This is a genomic window from Chitinolyticbacter meiyuanensis (assembly GCF_008033135.1).
GTDB classification, from domain to species: Bacteria; Pseudomonadota; Gammaproteobacteria; order Burkholderiales; family Chitinibacteraceae; genus Chitinolyticbacter; species Chitinolyticbacter meiyuanensis.
On sequence record NZ_CP041335.1, the window covers coordinates 2,376,733 to 2,396,436 of the forward strand.

The window sequence follows — 19,704 nt, forward strand, 5'->3', positions numbered from 1 at the left end:
GAGTGAGTCGGGCGTTCAGCCCAATTCCTTCAGCAGTTCCTTCACCCGCACCGCGCGCAGCGCCGGTTCGGGCCAGTTGCCTTCCACCCGCAAGCGATCGGGCGGGACCATCTTGTAGTGCTTCTTGCTTTGCACCAGCGAGATGATCTTGAACGGCTCGATCACCGTGTTCTTGGCGAAGGTGATCACGATGGCGTTGTCTGCCGCGTCGATCTTCTGGATGCCGAGCGGCTTGGCCAGCATGCGCAGCCGGTGGCAGTCGAGCAGCACGCGGGCGGCGTCGGGCAACAGGCCGAAACGGTCGATCAGCTCCTGCGTCAGGTCGTCGAGCTCGTCGGCCGATTCGCAGTTGGCGAGGCGCTTGTACAGGCTGAGGCGCTCGTGCACGTCCGGGCTGTAGTCGTTGGGTAGCAGCGCGGGGGCGTGCAGATTGATCTCGGTGGTGACGCCGAGCGGCTGCGACAGATCGGGCTCCTGGCCTTTCTTCAGTGCCTTCACCGCTTCGTTCAGCATCTGCGAGTAGAGCGAGAAGCCGATTTCCTGCATTTCGCCCGATTGCGAATCGCCCAGTACCTCGCCCGCGCCACGGATTTCCAGATCGTGCATGGCGAGGTAGAAGCCGGAGCCCAGCTCTTCCATCTGCTGGATCGCCTCCAGCCGCTTCTTGGCATCGCCCGACAATCCTTCGACATCCGGCACCAGCAAATAGGCGTAGGCCTGATGGTGCGAGCGGCCGACGCGGCCGCGCATCTGGTGCAGTTGCGCCAGGCCGAACTTGTCGGCCCGGTTCATCAGGATGGTGTTGGCGTTCGGGATATCGATGCCGGTTTCGATGATGGTGGTGCACAGCAGCAGGTTGAAACGCTGGGCCGAGAAATCGCGCATCACGTGCTCGAGCTCGCGCTCGCGCATCTGGCCGTGTGCCACGCCGATGCGTGCCTCCGGCAGCAGCGCGGCGAGTTTCTCGCGCATGTTCTCGATGGTGTCGACCTCGTTGTGCAGGAAGAACACCTGGCCGCCGCGCTTGAGCTCGCGCAGTACCGCTTCGCGGATCACGCCATCGGAGAATTTGGCGACGAAGGTCTTCACCGACAGGCGCTTGGATGGCGCGGTGGCGATCACCGAGAAGTCACGGATGCCTTCCAGGCTCATCGCCAGCGTGCGCGGGATGGGGGTGGCCGTCAGCGTCAGTACGTCGACGTCGGCACGCAGCGCCTTGAGCTGTTCTTTCTGCCGCACGCCAAAGCGGTGCTCCTCGTCGATGATCACTAGACCCAGGTTCTTGAACTGCACGTCGGGCTGTACCAGCTTGTGGGTGCCGATCACGATGTCGACTCCGCCCTCGGCCAGGCCCTTGAGCGCAACGTTGACTTCCTTGGTGGTGCGAAAGCGGCTCAGCTCTGCAATCTTGATCGGCCAGTCGGCAAAGCGGTCAGAGAAGGTCTGGAAATGCTGCTCCGCCAGCAGCGTCGTTGGCACCAGCACGGCCACCTGCTTGCCGCCGGCCACCGCAGCGAAGGCGGCGCGCAGCGCGACCTCGGTCTTGCCGAAACCCACGTCGCCGCAGACCAGCCGGTCCATCGGCCGATCAATGCGCAGATCGATCAGCACCGCTTCGATCGCGGCGGCCTGGTCGGCCGTTTCCTCGAAGCCAAAGCCGGCGGCAAAGGCCTCGTAGTCGTGATGGCCCCACTCGAAGGCGTGGCCCTTGCGCGCGGCCCGCCGCGCATACAGGTTCAAGAGCTCGGCCGCAGTATCGCGCACCTGTTCGGCGGCACGGCGTTTGGCCTTGTCCCAGGCGCCCGAACCCAGCTTGTGCAGCGGCGCGGCGTCGGTGGCCCCGCCTGAATAGCGCGAGATCACGTGCAACTGGCTGACCGGCACATAGAGCTTGTCGCCACCGGCGTATTCCAGTAGCAACAGCTCGGTGGCGCCTTCGCCCAGATCCATGCTGGTCAGGCCCATGTAGCGGCCGATGCCGTGCGCCTCATGCACCACGGCGTCGCCGATCTTGAGCTCGGAGAGATCGCGCAGCATCGCATCGGTGTTGCTGCGCTTTTGCTGGCGGCGGCTGCGGCCCTGCGCCACGGTGGCGTAGAGATCGGCCTCGGTGACGACGGCGAGCTGTGGATCGGCGAGCACGAAGCCGTTGTAGAGCGGGCTGGCGGCCAGCATTACCCGCTCGCTGCTGTCGAGAAACGCCTGCCAGCTCTCGGCCAGAGCCGGCTTAAGGCCATATTCGGAGAACATCTGCGCCATCGTCTCGCGCCGGCCCAGACTCTCGGCCGTGATCAGCAAGCGGCCCGGCCAGCGGGCGACGAAGTCGGTCAGCCGCAGGATGGGGTTGTCGGCGCGGCGGTCGACCTGCAGCGCTGGCAATGGGCCGGCAAAGCCGTCGTCACGCTCGGTGAGTTCCAGCCGTGGATATTGTTTGACCAGGGCAAACAGCTCGTCAGAGGGCAGGTACAGCTCGCGCGGCGCGAGGATGGGCCTGTCCTTTTCGCCGGACAGGTTGCGATAGCGATCCTGGGTATCCGCCCAGAAGCGGGCTGCCGCGTCGTGCACGTCGCCGACGAGGCCCAGTAGCGTGCCCTTGGGTAGATAGTCGAACAGCGTCGCGGTGTGCTCGAAAAAGAGCGGCAGGTAGTACTCGATGCCGGCCGGGGTGACCCCGGCGCTGATGTCCTTGTAGAGCCGGCTCTTGCTCGGGTCGCCCTCGAACACCTCGCGAAAGCGCTGGCGGAAACGGGTGCGGCCAGCATCATCCAGCGGGAACTCGCGCGCTGGCAGCAGGCGGATCTCCGGCACCGGGTAGAGACTGCGCTGGGTATCGACATCGAAAGTGCGGATGGTCTCGATCTCGTCGTCAAAGAGATCGATCCGGTAGGGCAAAGGTGAGCCCATCGGATAGAGATCGATCAGCCCGCCACGGATCGAATACTCACCGGGGCTGTAGACTTGGGTTACGTGGCTGTAGCCGGCGAAGCTGAGGTCGGCGCGCAACTGGTCGGCATCGAACTTCTGCTTTTGCTTCAGCATGAAGGTGTAGCCGGCGAGGTATTCGACCGGTGCCAGCCGGCCCATCGCGGTCTGCAGCGGGGCGATCACGATGTCCACCTCGCCCTGGCGGATTTGCCACAGCGTGGCCAGACGCTCGGAGATCAGGTCCTGATGCGGGCTGAAGTGATCGTAAGGCAGCGTTTCCCAATCGGGCAGCAGCACGATCCGCGTCTCGGGCAACCAGAACGCCAGCTCGTCCCGAAGTCGGCTCGCGGCGGCGGCGGTGTCGGCCAGCAGCGCCAGCGGTCTGGCCAGACTGGCGTAACGGGCCAGCAACAGGCTGTCGGCGGAGCCATGCGGCGTGGCAAGGCTGAGGCGTTCTCCGGGGCGGGGCAGGGTGGGAGCGGTCACGGCGGGGACGGGCAGGGCAAAGCGGCATTATACCGGGCTGTGGGTGACACTCGCGGCAACGCGCTTGCTTTTTAGTCGATCATCCCGAATGATTTCGCACCCCCATTACTAAATAGATGGCGGACCGGCCCCCTGGGCTGAGACCGCCCTGGCCGAATTCGCATGCCGCGTTCCTTCCCCTGCTTCTGGCTACTGCTTGCCTGCGTGGTCGTGGCCCAGTTGTTGAGCTGGGGCTTGGCTGTGCGCGCCCAGGGCATGCCGACGGTGGCCGTGGCGAGCGCGGTATCACTGATCCTGGCACTGCGCGTTGGCGCCGCCAGCCTGACTCCGATCGCGCTCGGCAGTATGGTCTGGCCCTTGCTGCTTGGCATGCCGCTACTGGCTTCGGCCGCACTCGCGCTGTTGACCGCTGGGCAATTCTGGCTGATTCGCACGCTGCTGCCGCGCTCCGCGCTGGAAGGCAACTGGCGCGTGGCCGAAGGGCTGCATTTCGTCGCTGTCGGGCCCGTATTGTCTGCGGGCATCGTCGCCAGCCTGGGCTGTCTGTTCGTGCGGCTGACATTGGACGACGGCCTTGCCTCGCTGTGGAGCCAATGGCTGACCTGGTGGTGGTCCGATGCGCTGGGGCTGCTTGTGGCCGTGTCGCTGCATATCGGCTGGGGTATACGCCGGCATGATCGCCGCACCCGGGTCGAGCTCGCCACCGTGCTGTGCGTCAGTGTGGTGACTGCCGGACTGATCTATTTTCCGCCTTGGCCGGACCTGGGCAACCTTCAATTCCTGCTGTTTGCGTTGATGGCCTGGGCGGCGTTGCGCCCTGGGCTCTTTGCTGCGGGCCTCGTCGGTCTCGTCGCGGCCTGTGCTGCGGCGCTGGCGGTGCATGCGCAGACCTTGCCTTTATCCGAGCACTTGGGGGTGGTCACCATGCAGGCAGCGGTGATGATGACCGGCCTGATGTTGGCGCTGTCGCATCGCGAGGGCGTGGCGGCGGCGCGGGAGGCGCGGTTGTCGGGCCAAGTGTTCCAGAACGCCTCGGAAGGCATCCTGATCACCGATGCGCAGGCGCGGATCGTGGCGGTGAACCCAGCCTTCACCCGCATCACCGGTTTCGATGCCGGCGAGGCCATCGGTCGGCGCTCGCGTATGTTCGGCCCGCGCGGCAACGATACGGGCAGGGAGATGTTGCAAAAGCTCGCCGAGGAGGGCTACTGGCAAGGCGAGATGCCGGATCGGCGCAAGGGAGGAGAGAGTTACCCCGCCTGGCTTTCGATCAGCGCGGTGCGCGACGAGCGGGGGCAGATCTCCAACTACGTGGGCGTGTTCTCCGACTACACCAACCGCAAGGAAGCGGAGCAGCGGCTGCATTTCCTGGCCAATCACGATGCGCTGACCCGATTGCACAACCGCAGTGCCATGCACGAGGCGCTGTCGCAGGCTGTGGCGCGTTGCAGTGCCGACCAGATGCAGCTGGCGCTGCTGTTTATCGATCTGGATCGCTTCAAGGCGATCAACGATACGCTGGGCCATGATGTGGGCGACGAGCTGCTGAAGGTGATCGCCGCCCGCTTGCGCGACAGCGTGAAATCGACCGACGTGATCGCGCGCCTGGGCGGCGACGAATTCACCGTGCTGCTGGAAAACATCTTCCACATCGACGACGTGACGCATGTGGCCGAGCGCCTGCTGCAGCAGCTGTGCCAACCGATCGTGATCCACGGCCAGGAGTTGTTCGTTACCTGCTCGATCGGCATCAGCCTGTATCCGGGCGATGGCCGGCTGCCGGCGCAATTGCTGAAGAACGCCGACGTGGCGATGTACCGCGCCAAGGAACTGGGCAAGAACAACTACCAGTTCTTCTCGCCAGAAATGAACGCGCGAGCCTTCGAGCACCTGGTACTGGAAACCAGCCTGCGCCACGCGCTCGAGCGCAGCGAATTGCGGCTGCATTTCCAGCCGCAGATCGACGTGGCGACCAACGAGCTCGAGGGCGTGGAGTGCCTGATCCGCTGGGAGCATCCGGAACTGGGCCTAGTGCCGCCGGCAAGCTTTATCCCGATCGCCGAGGAGAACGGTCTCATCGTGCAGATCGGCGAGTGGGTGTTGCAGGAATCCTGCCGCACGATGCGCGAGTGGGAAGACGCGGGCTTCATGATCCCGCGGGTGGCGATCAACCTGTCAGCGCGGCAGTTCCTGCGCGAGCAGTTGCCGCAGCAGGTGGCGGCCGCGCTCAAGGCCTACGATATCGCGCCGCAACGGCTGGAGCTCGAGATCACCGAGAGCATGATCATGCAGAATCCGCAGCGCGCTGTCGGCGTGCTTGGCGAATTGCGGGCCATGGGCGTGAAGCTGGCCATCGACGATTTCGGTACTGGCTATTCCTCGCTGTCCAACCTCAAGCACTTCCCGCTCGATACGCTGAAGATCGACCGCTCCTTCATCGTGGGCGTGCCCGAGGACGAGGACAGCGCGGCCATCACCGAGGCTATCATTGCCATGGCCAAGAAGCTGCGGCTCAAGGTCGTGGCCGAAGGGGTGGAGACGCTGGGCCAGATGCTCTACATGCGCCGCAGCGGCTGCCATGTGGTGCAGGGCTATCTCTACGCAATGCCGCTCGATGCAGAGGCACTGCTGCGTTACCTCTCGCGTGAGGGGTACAACGTCACCGGTCGCGTCGACGCCTGATCCCGGCTGGCGCCGCAGGCTCGGCAGCCGGGGGCACATCCAGTACACTGCGGCCCTGTGCCTGACGCTGCGCGAGCCTGCGCAGCGGGCGGCGTTCCGCATTCACTCCTGTCGCACCCCTGATCGATCCCCATGCAGAAGAAAACCCTCCACGGCTTTCATGCCGTCAGCGCCCGCCTGAAGCGCTTCCCCGACAGCGTGCTCGAGATCTACCTCGATGCATCGCGCAATGACGCGCGCGCGCGCGACCTGGCGCGCTTGGCTGAGGCGCAGGGGGTGAAACTGCTGCATGTGGATGACAAACGCCTCGCCGGCATCGCTGGCGACAGCCGTCACCAGGGTGTTGCCGCGTTGATCGACGCCGGCAAATCCTATGTGGCGCTGGAGGATGTGCTCGATGATCTCATCGAGCCGCCTTTCCTGTTGATCCTCGATGGCATCACCGATCCGCACAACCTCGGCGCCTGTCTGCGGGTGGCCGATGCCATGGGCGTGCACGCGGTGGTTGCCCCCAAGGACAAGTCGGTCGGCATCACCGCCACGGTGTCCAAGGTGGCGTGCGGCGCCGCCGAAACGGTGCCCTACGTGATGGTGACCAATCTGGCACGTACGCTGCGCGAGTTGAAGGATCGTGAGATCTGGATTGCGGGCACCGCTGCCGAAGCCGATGTCGATCTGCACCATTTCAGTGGCGGCGCCGGTGCCATCGCCTGGGTGCTGGGCAGCGAAGGCGAGGGCATGCGCCGGCTGACGCGCGAGCACTGCGATGTGCTGGTGTCCATCCCCATGCTTGGCTCGGTGGAAAGCCTCAACGTCTCGGTTGCCAGCGGCATCGTGCTGGCCGAAACGCGCCGGCAGCGCACGCTGGCTGGCGCCTGAGTCAGCGCCCCGGCACCGGGCCGATTTCCCGGCCGGCACGATCGATGTAGAACCAGCGCCCACCACTGAGCGCCTGATGTTCCTCATCCACCCGAATGGGCTTGCAGCCCTGACAGGCGATCGCCTTGCCACCGTCAAACGGCCAGGCCCAGTCGTAATTCGGCGCAACCACTGGCTTGAAACGTCGGTTGTAGAAACCGATCTTGCCACCACGCAGTCCACGGACCAGCCCTTCAGAAAATGCATCGGCGCCGTTGTCGTAGGCCACGACGGCGAGCGAGCGTCCTGCGCGATCCAGATAGTATTGTGTTCCCTCGACCGCAACCGTAGCCAAGCCATGCGCATCGTACGCAAGCCGCCGAACATGCTCGGGGGAGATCGTGAGCTTGCCATGCCGAAGGCTGGCACAACCTTGCCGCAGATCGAGCTCGCCGATCCGATCGGTGTACCAGCACGACAACGGATAAGCCACGGACGTTTTTGCCAAGGCGACCAGCGGAACAATCAGCAGCACCGCCACGACCATGCCGCGGCAGAGCTGGCCGGCCGAACATCGCGGGGCCGGGCTTAACCCCAGACGGCGCATCAGGCCCCCGATTGCTGCAACTCGGTGTGCGTGGCGATCTTGCCGCTCAAGGTCTTGTGCACCGGGCAGGCCTCGGCGATGCGCAGCAACGCGGCACGTTGCTCATCATCGATTGCGCCGTCGATGTGGATGGTTCGGCGCATCAGGTAGGTATCGGTGGCCTTCTCATGGCCGACTTCGGTGCGGATGCTCGAAACGGGCCAGTCCTTGCGCTTGATGTAGAGCTCCAGCGTCAGCGTGGTGCAGGCAGCCAGCGCAGCGTCGAGCAGATCGTGCGGGCTGGGATGTGCGCCGCCGCCTGCTTCGGCATCAAGATCAGCTACGACTTCGCCATGCGGTAGTGCGATATCGCAGGCGGTTCGACCGTTCGCAGCGTGCCATCGTGCTTCAGCACTCATGCTCCAACTCCTTGTGGGGATGGGGAAAAAACCGCTTCAGACGGCGAGCCCCAGCACTGGGTCGGCGCCCGCCACCGCTAGGCGGGCGTGGCTGAGTTCGTGGATGGTATTGCGTGCGCCGGCGCGGTCCAGCGCGGCGATCAGGGCGGTTGCGACCCGGGCCCGCTCGATCGCACGTGCTTCCTGGGCCGCCTCGTCGACCAGCTGGCCCGGCCGGACGATAGCGTAGGGCAGACCACTATTTCGCAATGCTGCCTCGGCCTCGCCCTTGGGCGCGAAGGCGGCCAGCAGGTGCTGGGGCACGCCGGGAGTCGGCACCGCGCCGATGGTCGAGCACAGCACGAAGCGCGTCACCCCGGCGGCCTGGGCTGCGGCGACGAGGTGCAGCGTGGCGGGCAGATCAACCAAGCGCAAGCCCTCGGGCTCGCGGCTGCCCAGCGTGCTAATGACGGCGGTGATACCAGCGAAGGCCGGTGTCAGATCTCCCGAGAGCACATCGGTGGTGTCGATATCCGCATCCGGCCAGCGGGCTTGTGCTGCACTGGCATCGCGGACCAGCAGGCGCACATTCCTGCCCTGGGCCAGTAGTTGGTCGACCACATGGCGCCCAGTGCCGCCGGTAGCGCCGACGACGAGGATAAGCTCGGCCACGCGATACCCGTTCAGCGGAAGTAGTTGAGCACGCCGTCGAGGCCGACGTGGTTGATGCAGTAAGGTGCTTCGGCTTGCACCTTGGGTTTGGCATGGCAAGCCACGCCGAAGCCCGCTTCGTGCAGCATCGGCAGATCGTTGGCGCCATCACCCATGGCCACCACCTGTTCGCGCCGCAATCCCAGCTCCTCGCGGTAGCGGATCAACTCAGCCTTCTTGCGCTCGGCATCGACGATGTCACCGTTCACCTTGCCGGTCAGCTTGCCGTGCTCGATTTCCAGCACGTTCGCGATAGCGCGGGTCAGGCCCAGCCGTGATTGCAGCCGCTCGGTGAAATAGGTGAAGCCACCCGAAATCAGCAGGGTTTTGGCACCAGCAGCATGAAAACCCTTGAGCATGGCTTCCGCGCCGGCCATCAGCTTGAGGCGCTCGTCATAGACCCGGCCGAGCGCACTTTGCTCCAACCCGGCCAGCAGCGCAACGCGACGCGTCAGGCTCGCCTTGAAGTCGAGCTCGCCTCGCATGGCGGCAGCCGTGATTTCGGCCACCTGGGGCTTGATCCCGACCATGTCGGCGATTTCGTCGATGCACTCGATGGTGATCAGCGTCGAATCCATGTCCATCACCACGAGGCCGATATCGGCTACGCCAAGCTCCTCCGGGATGAAGGCATAGTCGAGCTGATTCGATTCGCAGAAATCGGCCACTGCCTCGTCATTGTCGATATGCGCGCCCAGCAGTTTGAATGCTTGCGGCGTGATCGCCTGGATTTCGTGGGCGTCGGACAGGCGGGCGAGTTGCTTCAGATCCTGAGTGGCGACTTCGGGCGCCTGGATGACGAGACGGTGCATGACGTTGCGATGGTGGCTGAAAAGGAGCCCGGATTGTAGCAGGCCCCGCCGGGCAGGGCCTGCTGCCAGCACCGTTAGGCAGCGCAGGCCGCGAATAGCTTGCCGCTCCGACCAATGCTAGAGGCGCAGCAGTTCGTTTTCGACCAGCTCGTCGAGCAGGAAGGAGAAATCGTGCGCGGCAGCGCTTTCGGGGGCGAAGGCGAAGATATCCTCGCCGGTGCCGGCGGCGGCGCCCAGCACTTCCTGTTCACGGATGCGGGTACGCATCAGTTCGTGCCCCCAACGCTGCGACAATTGGCCGAGCACCTTTTCGGAGGTGACCTGGCCGGGCACATAGCGGTTGAGCAGATAGCGGCGTGGGATGCGTGGCTGGAACTTGGCAAGGCCAGACAGCGTGCGATCGAGCAGCACGGCGCCATTGAGCGCGAGGAAATCCGCTGCCACCGGCACCAGCACGAAATCGGCGGCGAACAGTGCGGAGAACGCCAGCGGCCCGAGCATGGGGCTGCAGTCGATCAGGATGGGCACGTCGGTATCGGCGAGCATCTCGGCGGTGAGGCCGAGCTTGAGTCGCCAGACATGGTCGCGGTGGCGTACCACCTGGGTATCGACCTTGGAGAGCTCCAGGTGCGAGGGAATGAAGTCGATGCCGTGGCGGGTGTGCTGGACCAGGTCGGCAATGCCGGCGGTGCCCTGGTAGAAGCGCAAGATGGTTTCGGCAGGGCGCGCGTTCACGCGCCACATGGCGGTGAGGTGTGCCTGCGGATCGAGGTCGATCACCAGCGGCGCAGCGCCGTGGCGGGCGAGCGCAGCCGCAAGGTTGGCGGTCACGGTGGTCTTGCCGACCCCGCCTTTCTGGTTGAATACCGCAATCGTCGTCATCTTGAGGTGCGCGGACTCGGAGCTAGCGACCTTATTCCAAAATGCTGATGCAGGGAAGAGCGTGGCATGACGGGGCCAGCCGGAGCCGGCCCCAGTTCACTGCCTACAGCGTTTCTGCCGCGTAGTCCGCCAGGCGCGAACGCTCACCGCGTTGCAGTGTTACGTGGCCGCCGTGGCTCCAGCCCTTGAAGCGGTCGACTACGAAGGTGAGCCCCGAGCTGCCCTCGGTGAGGTAGGGCGTATCGATCTGGCTGATGTTGCCGAGGCACACCACCTTGGTGCCGGGGCCGGCGCGGGTGATGAGGGTCTTCATCTGCTTTGGGGTCAGGTTCTGCGCCTCATCGATGATGAGGAACTTGTTGAGGAAGGTGCGACCGCGCATGAAGTTGAGCGATTTCACCTTGATGCGGCTGCGGATCAGGTCGCGCGTGGCAGCGCGGCCCCAGTCGCCGGCTTCGGCATCGGACTGGTTGAGCACGTCGAGGTTGTCTTCCAGCGCACCCATCCACGGCTGCATTTTTTCCTCTTCGGTGCCGGGCAGGAAGCCGATGTCCTCACCCACCGGCACGGTGACGCGGGTCATGATGATCTCGGTGTAGATCTTGGATTCCAGCGTTTGCGCCAAACCCGCAGCCAGCGTGAGCAAGGTCTTGCCGGTGCCGGCCTGGCCCAGCAGCGAGACGAAATCGATGTCCGGATTCATCAAAAGGTTGAGCGCGAAGTTCTGCTCGCGATTGCGTGCGGTGATGCCCCAGATCGCGTTCTTGCCGTGGCTGTAGTCCTTCAGGCTTTCCAGCGTGGCCTGCTTGCCCTCGACCGACAGTACACGCGAGACGAAGCCATCAGCCGGCTGATACAGCATCTGGTTGGCATAGAGATCCACACAGTCCGGTCCCTTGATCTTCCAGTAGCTCTTACCGCCTTCCTGCCAGCTCTGCAGATCCTTGCCGTTCTTGTCCCAGAACGCCGGTTCGATCTCGCGCATACCGGTGTAGAGAAGATCGGTGTCCTCCAGCACCTTGTCGTTGAAATAGTCCTCGGCGGCCAGGCCCATGGCGCGGGCCTTGATGCGCATGTTGATGTCTTTGGAGACCAGGATCACCTGGCGCTTCGGTTGCATCTGCTGCAGGTGGTGCACCACGCCGAGGATCTGGTTGTCGGCCTTGCCCATCGGCAATTGCGACGGCAGCACGCTGGTGATGGCCTCGGTCTGCAGGTAGAGCCGGCCGCTAGCCTGGCCCTTGCTTGGCGTTTCCAGTGCCACGCCGTCCTGCAGACTGTGCTCCATGCCGGCGACCAGCTCTTCCATGAAGCGGCTGGCCTGACGGGCGTTGCGCGCCACTTCCGACATGCCTTTCTTGTTGTTGTCCAGTTCTTCCAGCGTCATCATCGGCAGGAACAGATCGTGTTCCTCGAAGCGGTAGAGCGACGTGGGATCGTGCATCAGCACGTTGGTATCCAGCACGAAGAGCTTGGTATCCTGAGCGCGGCGGGTTTTGCGGGCGGCCATGATTTCTTCCTTGTTGTGGTGGGCTGGAAACAACAAAGCGGCCATGCGGCCGCTTCGATCTACTTCAGACTCTGGACGAATTCGAGTACCTCCTCGACGTGGCCCGGCACCTTCACGCCGCGCCACTCCCTGATGACGCGGCCGTCGGTGTCGATGACGAAGGTGCTGCGCTCCACGCCGCGCACCTGCTTGCCGTACATGTTCTTCAGCTTCATCACGCCGAAGGCTTCGCACAGCGCCTCCTCGGGATCGCTGACAAGCTCGAAGGGAAAGCACTGCTTGCCCTTGAAGTTCTCGTGGCTCTTCACCCCGTCGCGCGAAACGCCGAACACCTGGACCCCGGCAGCGACAAATGCATCGTGGTGGATGCGAAAGTCGTTGCCCTCGGTGGTGCAACCGGGCGTGCTGTCCTTGGGATAGAAGTAGAGGATGTAGCGCTGGCCCTGAAGGGCCAAGGTATCGAAGGTGGCGCCGCCGGTCATGGCGAGCGAGAGGACAGGTACAACTTCTGGGGGCATAGGGTGTGTCCGTGAGGTGACTCGAATGCACGCCTGCTGATCCCATTCTGGCTGCAGGGCGTGCGCGTCGCAAGACGGGTCGGGCCGCTAGAGCGCCGATGCAACAGCTGCTTCATCTGCGTACAATACCCGTCAAATTTTGAACATGGTGTGACACCCGATGAGTATCAAGAGCGACCGCTGGATACGCCGCATGGCGCTGGAGCACGGCATGATCGAGCCGTTCGAGCCGGGCCAGGTGCGCTATGTGAACGACCAGAAAATCGTGTCATACGGCACGTCGAGCTATGGCTACGACATCCGCTGCGCCGACGAATTCAAGGTCTTCACCAACCTGAACAGCACCATCGTCGACCCGAAGAATTTCGATGAAAACAGCTTCGTCGATGTCTCGGGCAAGGGCTACTGCATCATCCCTCCCAACTCCTTTGCGCTGGCGCGCACCGTCGAATACTTCCGCATTCCGCGCAATGCGCTGACGGTGTGCCTGGGCAAATCGACCTATGCGCGCTGCGGCATCATCGTCAACGTGACGCCGTTCGAGCCGGAGTGGGAAGGCTATGTGACGCTGGAGTTCTCCAACACCACGCCACTGCCGGCCAAGATCTACGCCAACGAAGGCGTTGCACAAGTGCTGTTCTTCGAAGCCGACGAGGACGATGTGTGCGAGACCAGCTATCGCGATCGCGGCGGCAAGTACCAGGGGCAGGTTGGCGTCACGCTGCCCAAGACCTGAGCAGCTGGCTGAGTCATGCATGTCCCGGATACGTCGCGCTATCGCCAGCTGGCCTCGCTCGGCATCGAGGTGGCCAGCCTGCGTTTTGACGGCGTGCCGATCCCCAAGCACACGCACGATGAGTTTGTGATTGCGGCTAACCTCGGTGGCATCGAGCGGGTGTGGCTCGACGGCAAGCGCTTCGATGCGCGAGATGGCGACATTACCGTCTACAACCCTGGTGCGTTGCAGGCGAGCGACGGCGGCAGCGGAGCCTGGGGTTGCGCCAGTCTTTATCTCGCACCGAGCCGGCTGATGCCGCTGTTGGGTCGATCTGAGCACCATGAATTCGTCCAGCCACTGCTGCGCAACACCGCGTTGGCGACTCAACTGATCGCCGCGGTGGGTGCGGCACTGGATGCTGAAACCGCTGCCGATGCAGCGGAAGCGGATGAAGCGCTGCTCAGCGTGCTCGATGCGCTGTTCTCTGGCCACGCCGAAGCGGTAACGAGGGCAGTGCCGAACGGGGGCGACGTGCTATTGCTGCGGGCCGAGGCGCAATTGCTAGAACAGATGATGGATCAGCCCGATCTGGCGAGCTTGGCCGATCAACTGGGCCTGAGCGCGGTGCAACTGGTGCGCGCCTTCAATCGGCGGCATGGTCTGCCACCATTGGCCTGGCTGCGTCAGCAGCGGCTGCGTGCTGCCAAGCAGGGCTTGCTGCACGGTGAGGTGATTGCCGATGTGGCTGCCCGCCTCGGTTTTGCCGACCAGGCCCACCTTACCCGGCAGTTTCGCGCCCAGTTCGGGCTCACCCCCGCCCAGGTCCGTAGCCGTCGCCACTGAAATAGCGTTCAAGACCGGTCGCGGCCGGCTTGGCATGCTTGGCGTCATCTCTTCTCATGCTGCAACTGCCATGCTGCAACTCTTCATCTCCGCCTTCGTGCTCGGCGTGCTGTTCAACGCCACGCCTGGTGCCGTATTTGCCGAATCGTTGCGGCGTGGTCTGCGCGGCGGTTATCGTCCGACGCTGGCCGTGCAGATCGGCTCGCTTTTGGGCGATTTTCTCTGGGCGGTGCTGGCGCTGATCGGCGCGCAATGGCTGCTTGGCAATGCGGCTTGGCAGACGCCGCTCGCCATGGCTGGTGCCTTGCTCTTGGCGTGGCTGGGATGGGGGGCTGTGCGTGACGGCCTGGGCGAGCCGCCGGCGGTAGCCGAAACCGCTGTCGACCAGCGCTCGGCAATGATGGCCGGCGCCGCGCTGTCGCTGACCAATCCGTGGAATCTGGTGTACTGGGTGGCGCTGGCCGGCACCGTCGCTGCCCTTGGCCAGGGACTGCCGCCGCCGGTGGCACAAGGCGTGTTCCTGGCGGGCTTCATGCTGTCGTCGGTGTTGTGGTGCTTCATCTGCGCCGGCGCAATCGCGTGGCTGCATCGGCGGATCGAGCGCTGGCTGTGGAAGGCATTGCACTTCATCTGCGGGGGTGGACTGATCGCCAGTGCAGGCCTCGTGATGCTCAAATTGCGCTGATGGGGCAGCTAAGGCGCTGACCCGATGCCGTCGGCGAGTGTTTGGGCATAGGCTCGCAATTTTCCTCTCTTTCGGAGCCGCCCATGGCCTATATCGCCGCCGAATCCCGCTATGCCTCGATGCAATACCGCCGTTGCGGCAACAGCGGCCTGCAGCTGCCCCTGCTGTCGCTGGGCTTATGGCACAACTTTGGCGACACGGTACCGATCGAGCGTCAGCGTGCGATGGTGCGCACCGCCTTCGATCGGGGCATCACCCACTTCGATCTGGCGAACAACTACGGCCCGCCCTACGGCAGCGCCGAAACCAACTTTGGCCGGTTGTTGCGCGAGGATCTCAAACCCTATCGCGACGAACTGATCATCTCGACCAAGGCCGGCTGGGACATGTGGCCAGGGCCGTACGGCCAGGGCGGCGGCTCGCGCAAGTACGTACTCGCCAGCCTTGACCAGAGCCTTAAGCGGCTGGGGCTCGATTACGTCGATATCTTCTACTCGCATCGGTTCGATCCGGATACGCCGCTGGAGGAAACTGCCGGCGCGCTGGCTACGGCCGTGCAGCAAGGCAAGGCGCTGTATGTGGGTATCTCGTCGTACTCGGCCGGCAAGACCCGAGAGATGGCGCGGCTGCTGGCTGAATACAAGGTGCCGCTGCTGATCCACCAGCCGGCCTACAACATGCTCAATCGCTGGATCGAAGGTGAACTGCTTGAGGCGCTGCCGGAAATCGGTGCCGGCTGCATCACCTTCACTGCACTGGCGCAAGGGTTGCTCTCGGACAAGTACCTGAACGGCATCCCGGCCAATGCCCGCGTCAACCAGCCGGGTGGTGGATCGCTGCAGGCCTCGCACCTGTCGGAAGCCAACCTTGCCCACGTGCGGGCGCTCAACGCGATCGCCGCGCGGCGTGGCCAGAGCCTGGCGCAGATGGCACTGGCCTGGGTGCTGCGCCACCCGGCAGTGACCACCACGCTGATCGGCGCCAGCAGCCCGGAGCAGATCATCGAGAATGTCGGTGCCCTCACCAACCTGCAGTTCAGCGCTGAGGAGCTGGCCGAGATCGATGGCCATGCCGTTGAAGGTGGCATCAACCTGTGGGAAAAGCCGTCGACCGACCAGCATGTTTAGACGAGTGCCACACGCCCGCATCGGGCAGGTGTGGGCCTGCTAGAATGCCGGCTTTGCCTGCCAGAAAAGCGACCATGCTGAGCCTCTTCAACACCCTCACGCGCGAAAAGGAAGTCTTCCAGCCCATCCATCCGGGCAAGGTGAACATGTATGTCTGCGGCATGACCGTGTACGACTACTGTCACTTGGGGCATGCGCGCGTGATGGTGGTGTTCGATATGGTGACGCGCTGGCTGCGCGCTTCCGGTTATGCCGTGAACTACGTGCGCAACATCACCGACATTGACGACAAGATCATCAAGCGGGCGCTGGAGAATGGCGAATCGATCAACCAGCTCACCCAGCGCTTCATCGATGCGATGAACGAGGATGCTGGCGCACTGGGCGTGATCCGGCCGGATCACGAGCCGCGTGCCACCGAGCACGTGGCGGACATGCACGCGATGATCGCCCGGCTGGTCGACAATGGGTTGGCCTATCCCGCACCCAATGGCGATGTCTACTATGCGGTGCGCAAATTCGATGGCTACGGCAAGCTTTCCGGCAAGTCACTGGAAGACCTGCGCGCCGGCGAGCGCGTTGATGTCGATCCGAACAAGCAGGATCCGCTCGACTTTGTGCTGTGGAAGGCCGCCAAGGCTGACGAACCTCAGGATGCCAAGTGGGCATCGCCCTGGGGCGAGGGCCGTCCGGGCTGGCACATCGAATGCTCGGCGATGAGCTGCCATCACCTCGGCGCGCATTTCGACATCCATGGCGGCGGTGCCGACCTGCAGTTTCCGCATCACGAGAACGAGATTGCCCAAAGCGAAGGTGCCAGCGGCCAGCGCTACGTGAACTACTGGATGCATAACGGCTTCATCCGGGTGGACAACGAGAAGATGTCGAAAAGCCTCGGCAACTTCTTCACCATCCGTGAAGTGCTGCAGAAGTACGATGCCGAAGTGGTGCGCTTCTTCATCCTGCGTGCGCATTACCGCAGCCAGCTCAATTACAGCGACGCGCATCTGGATGACGCCAAGAACGCGCTGACCCGGCTCTACACCACGTTGAAGACCGTACCGCCGGCAGAGATGGCACTGGATTGGTCCTCGCCCTATGCCGCGCGTTTCCAAGTGGCAATGAACGATGACTTCGGCTCGCCGGAGGCGGTGGCTGTCTTGTTCGAGCTCGCTGCCGAAGCCAATCGTCAACATTCGTCGGCGCTTTCCGGCGAGCTGAAAACGCTGGCCGCACTGCTGGGCTTGCTGCAGCGGGCCCCCAATGCCTTCCTGCAAGGCGGCACGGGGGAGGGCGAGTGGTCTGCCGAGCGCATCGAGGCCGCCATTGCCGCGCGCAAGGCGGCACGGGTCGCCAAGGACTTTGCCGAGTCCGATCGTATTCGCGACGAACTCACCGCAGCGGGTATCGTACTGGAGGATACCGCGCAAGGCACAAGCTGGCGAAAATTGTAAGAATTTGAGTATTGGCCATGCAGGGAGGTTGTGACTGCAATCCCGCTGCAGGCGGCAGCCAGACATACGATGATGTATCCAAAAGGGGCAGCATGGCTGCCCCTTTTGTCACTTTATTGCTTTCAAACTGCAAGCGCTTCCATACGCTGACAGTTGCTAGGGCTATGATGCACTGACGGAGGCGTCATGGCGGAAAAACTGCTGAATCGGTTCGAAATCGTGCGCACGCTCGGCGAGGGCGCGCAGGGCAAGGTATTGCTTGCGCGCGATACCCAGCTCGATCGACTGGTGGCACTCAAGGCATTACGCAAAGGTCAGGGCAACGCCAACGAGGCAAGGTTGGCCAGTCGGCTGCAGCACGCCAATATCGTGACGCTGCATGATGCTTTCGAGGCGCAGGGTCAGCAATGGCTGGTGTTCGAGTATGTGGAGGGCGACACGGTGGCTGCGCTGCTCAAGCGCGATGGCCCGATGAAGCCAACCCGTGCCGTCGCCATCGCCTGCAACGTGCTGGAGGGCCTCGCCTGTGCGCACCAGGCCGGCGTGATCCACCGCGACATCAAGCCGCACAACATCATCGTCGATACTACCGGCCGGGCGCGCATCATGGATTTCGGCATTGCCGTGGCTGCAGGCAGCCCGGCGGATTTTTCCGGCACCGTGAGCTACATGGCGCCGGAGCTGCTGAAAAAGATGCCGGCCGACGCGCAGGCCGATCTCTTTGCCGTCGGTATGACGTTGTACCAGATGCTGACCGGCAAGACCGCGGCCGAAGGCGAATCGGCGTTCTCCATCCTCTACCGCATTGCCAACGAGCCGTTCACGCCACCATCCAGCCTGCGCGAAGGCATTGACGAGAAACTCGATCATCTGGTGATGGTCGCGCTGTTCAAGGAGCCGCGGGAGCGGTACGCCGACGCCGAGGCCATGCTGGAAGCGCTACGTGGCTGGCAAGGCACACAAGGCGGGGAAAGCGAGGAGGGCGGCGGTCAGAGCACGCTGGAATTCCTGCTGCGCCGTATGCGGCATACCGCCGATTTTCCGGCACTGTCGCAGGCGATTTCGGCGATCAACAAGATCAACGAGAACGACAGCGAGCGACTACAGGTGCTGTCCGAGGTCATCCTCAAGGATTTCTCGCTCACCAACAAGCTGCTGCGCATCGTCAATTCGGCCACCTACAGCCAGTTCGGCGGCACCATCAGCACGATCTCGCGCGCCATCGTGATTCTCGGCTTCGACGCCATCCGCAACCTGGCGATCACGCTGTTGCTGTTCGAGCACATGCACAACAAGGCGCAGGCCAGCAGCCTGCGCGATAGCGTGCTGCGCGCCTTCTTCGCCGGTCTGCTGTGCCGCGCCATCGGCAAGCGCATCGGCGCGCGCGACGCGGAAGAGGCACTGATCTGCGGCATGTTCCATCACCTGGGCAAGCTGCTGACCATCTACTACTTCCACGAGGAAAGCGTGGAGATCGCCAAGCGCACCGAAACCGGCACACAAGAGGAGCTGGCGGCGACAGCCGTGCTGGGGCTGTCGTACAGCGAGCTGGGCATCGGCGTGGCGCAGCACTGGAGCTTTCCGGAGCGCATCATCAACAGCATGCGCCTGCTGCCGGAAGGGCGACAGCGCGAGCCGCAAAGCAATCTGGAGCGGCTGCGGCAATACGCCAATCTCAGCGCTGAAATCCAGCGCGTGATCGGCGCCAGTGCCAAGGATGCGGCGCGCATCCAGAATGCAGTGGTTGACCGCTATGGCATCGCACTCGGCCTCAACCAGCGTGACCTGAATGAGTTGATGCAGGAAACGGCGGACAGCTTCGTAGGCTACTTGGGCGCGATTGGCGTTGACCACACCGGCAGTGAATTCATCCGCCAACTGCGCCGTGCCAGCAAGCCGGCCGCCACGAGCAATGACAACCAGCCGGACGACACGCTCGACCGCGCCACGCTGGAAACCGAGCTGGAAAGCGGCAGCAAGGTGCAAACCACTGCCGTGCTTTCAGCGGGAGTACAGGACATCACCAACACGCTGGTCGGTGATTTCAAACTGAATGATCTGCTGCGCATGATCCTGGAGACCATGTACCGTGGCATCGGCTTCGAGCAGGTGGTATTCGGCACCCGCGATGCCAAGCAACCGATGATCCAGGGGCGCTTCGGCTTTGGTGAGGACGTGAATGCACTGGTGCAGAATTTCCGCATTCCGCTCGGCCCCGTGCACGATGTGTTTCAGGTTGCACTGGAGCGCAACGCTGACATCCTGATCGAGGACATCGACGCCGAGAGCATCTGCGACCGGATCCCGGATTGGTATCGCCAGCTGGGATCGAGCAAGACGTTCATCGTGTTCCCGCTCAAGCTCGAGAAGCGCATCATCGGCTGTTTCTACGGCAATCGCAGCAAGGCGGGATCGCTGAAAATCGCCAACGACGAGCTCAATTTGCTGAAAACGCTGCGCAACCAGGCGCTGCTGGCCATCCGCACCAAACAGGTCACCGGCTGAAGCG

16 protein-coding genes are annotated in these 19,704 nt (G+C 63.6%); 8 read left to right on the plus strand and 8 right to left on the minus strand.

Annotated elements, in window-relative coordinates; genetic code table 11:
* Positions 1–15 precede the first annotated feature (15 nt).
* On the minus strand, positions 16–3,411 hold the full coding sequence (gene mfd, locus FLM21_RS11340) for a transcription-repair coupling factor (protein WP_148715673.1): 3,396 nt from the start codon (positions 3,409–3,411) through the stop codon (positions 16–18).
* A gap of 162 nt (positions 3,412–3,573) precedes the next feature.
* Between mfd and FLM21_RS11345 the strand changes: the two genes are divergently transcribed.
* A complete protein-coding gene (locus tag FLM21_RS11345) occupies positions 3,574–6,093 on the plus strand; it encodes a bifunctional diguanylate cyclase/phosphodiesterase (RefSeq protein WP_148715674.1) in 2,520 nt (839 codons plus the stop codon).
* A gap of 132 nt (positions 6,094–6,225) precedes the next feature.
* Positions 6,226–6,972 carry a 23S rRNA (guanosine(2251)-2'-O)-methyltransferase RlmB gene (rlmB, locus tag FLM21_RS11350; protein WP_148715675.1) on the plus strand — a complete coding sequence of 249 codons (747 nt, stop codon included), beginning with the start codon at positions 6,226–6,228 and terminating at the stop codon, positions 6,970–6,972.
* Position 6,973: 1 nt separating this feature from the next.
* Here the strand turns inward: rlmB and FLM21_RS11355 are convergent, their stop codons facing one another.
* The 7 genes from FLM21_RS11355 to FLM21_RS11385 all read right to left on the minus strand — a co-directional run bounded on the left by FLM21_RS11355 (position 6,974) and on the right by FLM21_RS11385 (position 12,368).
* Positions 6,974–7,492, minus strand: coding sequence for a WG repeat-containing protein (locus FLM21_RS11355; RefSeq protein ID WP_187359869.1), 519 nt, complete (start codon positions 7,490–7,492; stop codon positions 6,974–6,976).
* A gap of 65 nt (positions 7,493–7,557) precedes the next feature.
* Positions 7,558–7,956, minus strand: a complete 399-nt coding sequence (locus FLM21_RS11360; RefSeq protein WP_148715677.1) for an OsmC family protein — start codon at positions 7,954–7,956, stop codon at positions 7,558–7,560.
* A gap of 36 nt (positions 7,957–7,992) precedes the next feature.
* The gene (locus FLM21_RS11365) at positions 7,993–8,607 is read right to left on the minus strand and encodes an NAD(P)H-binding protein (protein ID WP_187359870.1); all 615 of its coding nucleotides are present in this window, start codon (positions 8,605–8,607) and stop codon (positions 7,993–7,995) included.
* An 11-nt stretch (positions 8,608–8,618) separates the two neighbouring features.
* Complete coding sequence (serB, locus tag FLM21_RS11370) at positions 8,619–9,458, minus strand: phosphoserine phosphatase SerB (protein WP_148715679.1); 840 nt, start codon at positions 9,456–9,458, stop codon at positions 8,619–8,621.
* 117 nt (positions 9,459–9,575) lie between these two features.
* Complete coding sequence (locus FLM21_RS11375; protein WP_148715680.1) at positions 9,576–10,340, minus strand: ParA family protein; 765 nt, start codon at positions 10,338–10,340, stop codon at positions 9,576–9,578.
* A gap of 103 nt (positions 10,341–10,443) precedes the next feature.
* Positions 10,444–11,850 (minus strand): PhoH family protein, encoded by a 1,407-nt coding sequence (locus FLM21_RS11380; RefSeq protein ID WP_187359871.1) that lies wholly within the window; start codon positions 11,848–11,850, stop codon positions 10,444–10,446.
* Between the two features lie 59 nt (positions 11,851–11,909).
* Positions 11,910–12,368 (minus strand): peroxiredoxin, encoded by a 459-nt coding sequence (locus FLM21_RS11385; protein WP_148715681.1) that lies wholly within the window; start codon positions 12,366–12,368, stop codon positions 11,910–11,912.
* Positions 12,369–12,528: 160 nt separating this feature from the next.
* Between FLM21_RS11385 and dcd the strand changes: the two genes are divergently transcribed.
* From dcd to FLM21_RS11415, 6 genes are all read left to right on the plus strand, one after another.
* Positions 12,529–13,104 carry a dCTP deaminase gene (gene dcd, locus FLM21_RS11390; RefSeq protein ID WP_148715682.1) on the plus strand — a complete coding sequence of 192 codons (576 nt, stop codon included), beginning with the start codon at positions 12,529–12,531 and terminating at the stop codon, positions 13,102–13,104.
* A gap of 15 nt (positions 13,105–13,119) precedes the next feature.
* Entirely contained in the window at positions 13,120–13,929 is an 810-nt protein-coding gene (locus FLM21_RS11395; protein ID WP_148715683.1) for an AraC family transcriptional regulator, read from the plus strand.
* A 70-nt stretch (positions 13,930–13,999) separates the two neighbouring features.
* Positions 14,000–14,614, plus strand: a complete 615-nt coding sequence (locus FLM21_RS11400) for a LysE family translocator (protein WP_148715684.1) — start codon at positions 14,000–14,002, stop codon at positions 14,612–14,614.
* Between the two features lie 83 nt (positions 14,615–14,697).
* The gene (gene mgrA, locus FLM21_RS11405; protein WP_148715685.1) at positions 14,698–15,741 is read left to right on the plus strand and encodes an L-glyceraldehyde 3-phosphate reductase; all 1,044 of its coding nucleotides are present in this window, start codon (positions 14,698–14,700) and stop codon (positions 15,739–15,741) included.
* Positions 15,742–15,815: 74 nt separating this feature from the next.
* Positions 15,816–17,195, plus strand: a complete 1,380-nt coding sequence (cysS, locus tag FLM21_RS11410; protein ID WP_148715686.1) for a cysteine--tRNA ligase — start codon at positions 15,816–15,818, stop codon at positions 17,193–17,195.
* A 186-nt stretch (positions 17,196–17,381) separates the two neighbouring features.
* Positions 17,382–19,700: a serine/threonine protein kinase gene (locus tag FLM21_RS11415; protein WP_148715687.1), complete on the plus strand. Its 2,319-nt coding sequence runs from the start codon at positions 17,382–17,384 to the stop codon at positions 19,698–19,700.
* Positions 19,701–19,704: the final 4 nt, after the last annotated feature.

Excerpts from the sequence above, each read along its gene's own strand:
- cysS (WP_148715686.1), top strand. The coding sequence starts at position 15,816 with ATGCTGAGCCTCTTCAACACCCTCACGCGCGAAAAGGAAGTCTTCCAG.
- FLM21_RS11395 (WP_148715683.1), top strand. The coding sequence starts at position 13,120 with ATGCATGTCCCGGATACGTCGCGCTATCGCCAGCTGGCCTCGCTCGGC.
- FLM21_RS11380 (WP_187359871.1), bottom strand. The coding sequence starts at position 11,850 with ATGGCCGCCCGCAAAACCCGCCGCGCTCAGGATACCAAGCTCTTCGTG.
- FLM21_RS11400 (WP_148715684.1), top strand. The coding sequence starts at position 14,000 with ATGCTGCAACTCTTCATCTCCGCCTTCGTGCTCGGCGTGCTGTTCAAC.
- rlmB (WP_148715675.1), top strand. The coding sequence starts at position 6,226 with ATGCAGAAGAAAACCCTCCACGGCTTTCATGCCGTCAGCGCCCGCCTG.
- dcd (WP_148715682.1), top strand. The coding sequence starts at position 12,529 with ATGAGTATCAAGAGCGACCGCTGGATACGCCGCATGGCGCTGGAGCAC.
- FLM21_RS11360 (WP_148715677.1), bottom strand. The coding sequence starts at position 7,956 with ATGAGTGCTGAAGCACGATGGCACGCTGCGAACGGTCGAACCGCCTGC.
- FLM21_RS11415 (WP_148715687.1), top strand. The coding sequence starts at position 17,382 with ATGGCGGAAAAACTGCTGAATCGGTTCGAAATCGTGCGCACGCTCGGC.
- FLM21_RS11385 (WP_148715681.1), bottom strand. The coding sequence starts at position 12,368 with ATGCCCCCAGAAGTTGTACCTGTCCTCTCGCTCGCCATGACCGGCGGC.
- serB (WP_148715679.1), bottom strand. The coding sequence starts at position 9,458 with ATGCACCGTCTCGTCATCCAGGCGCCCGAAGTCGCCACTCAGGATCTG.
- FLM21_RS11375 (WP_148715680.1), bottom strand. The coding sequence starts at position 10,340 with ATGACGACGATTGCGGTATTCAACCAGAAAGGCGGGGTCGGCAAGACC.
- mgrA (WP_148715685.1), top strand. The coding sequence starts at position 14,698 with ATGGCCTATATCGCCGCCGAATCCCGCTATGCCTCGATGCAATACCGC.
- FLM21_RS11345 (WP_148715674.1), top strand. The coding sequence starts at position 3,574 with ATGCCGCGTTCCTTCCCCTGCTTCTGGCTACTGCTTGCCTGCGTGGTC.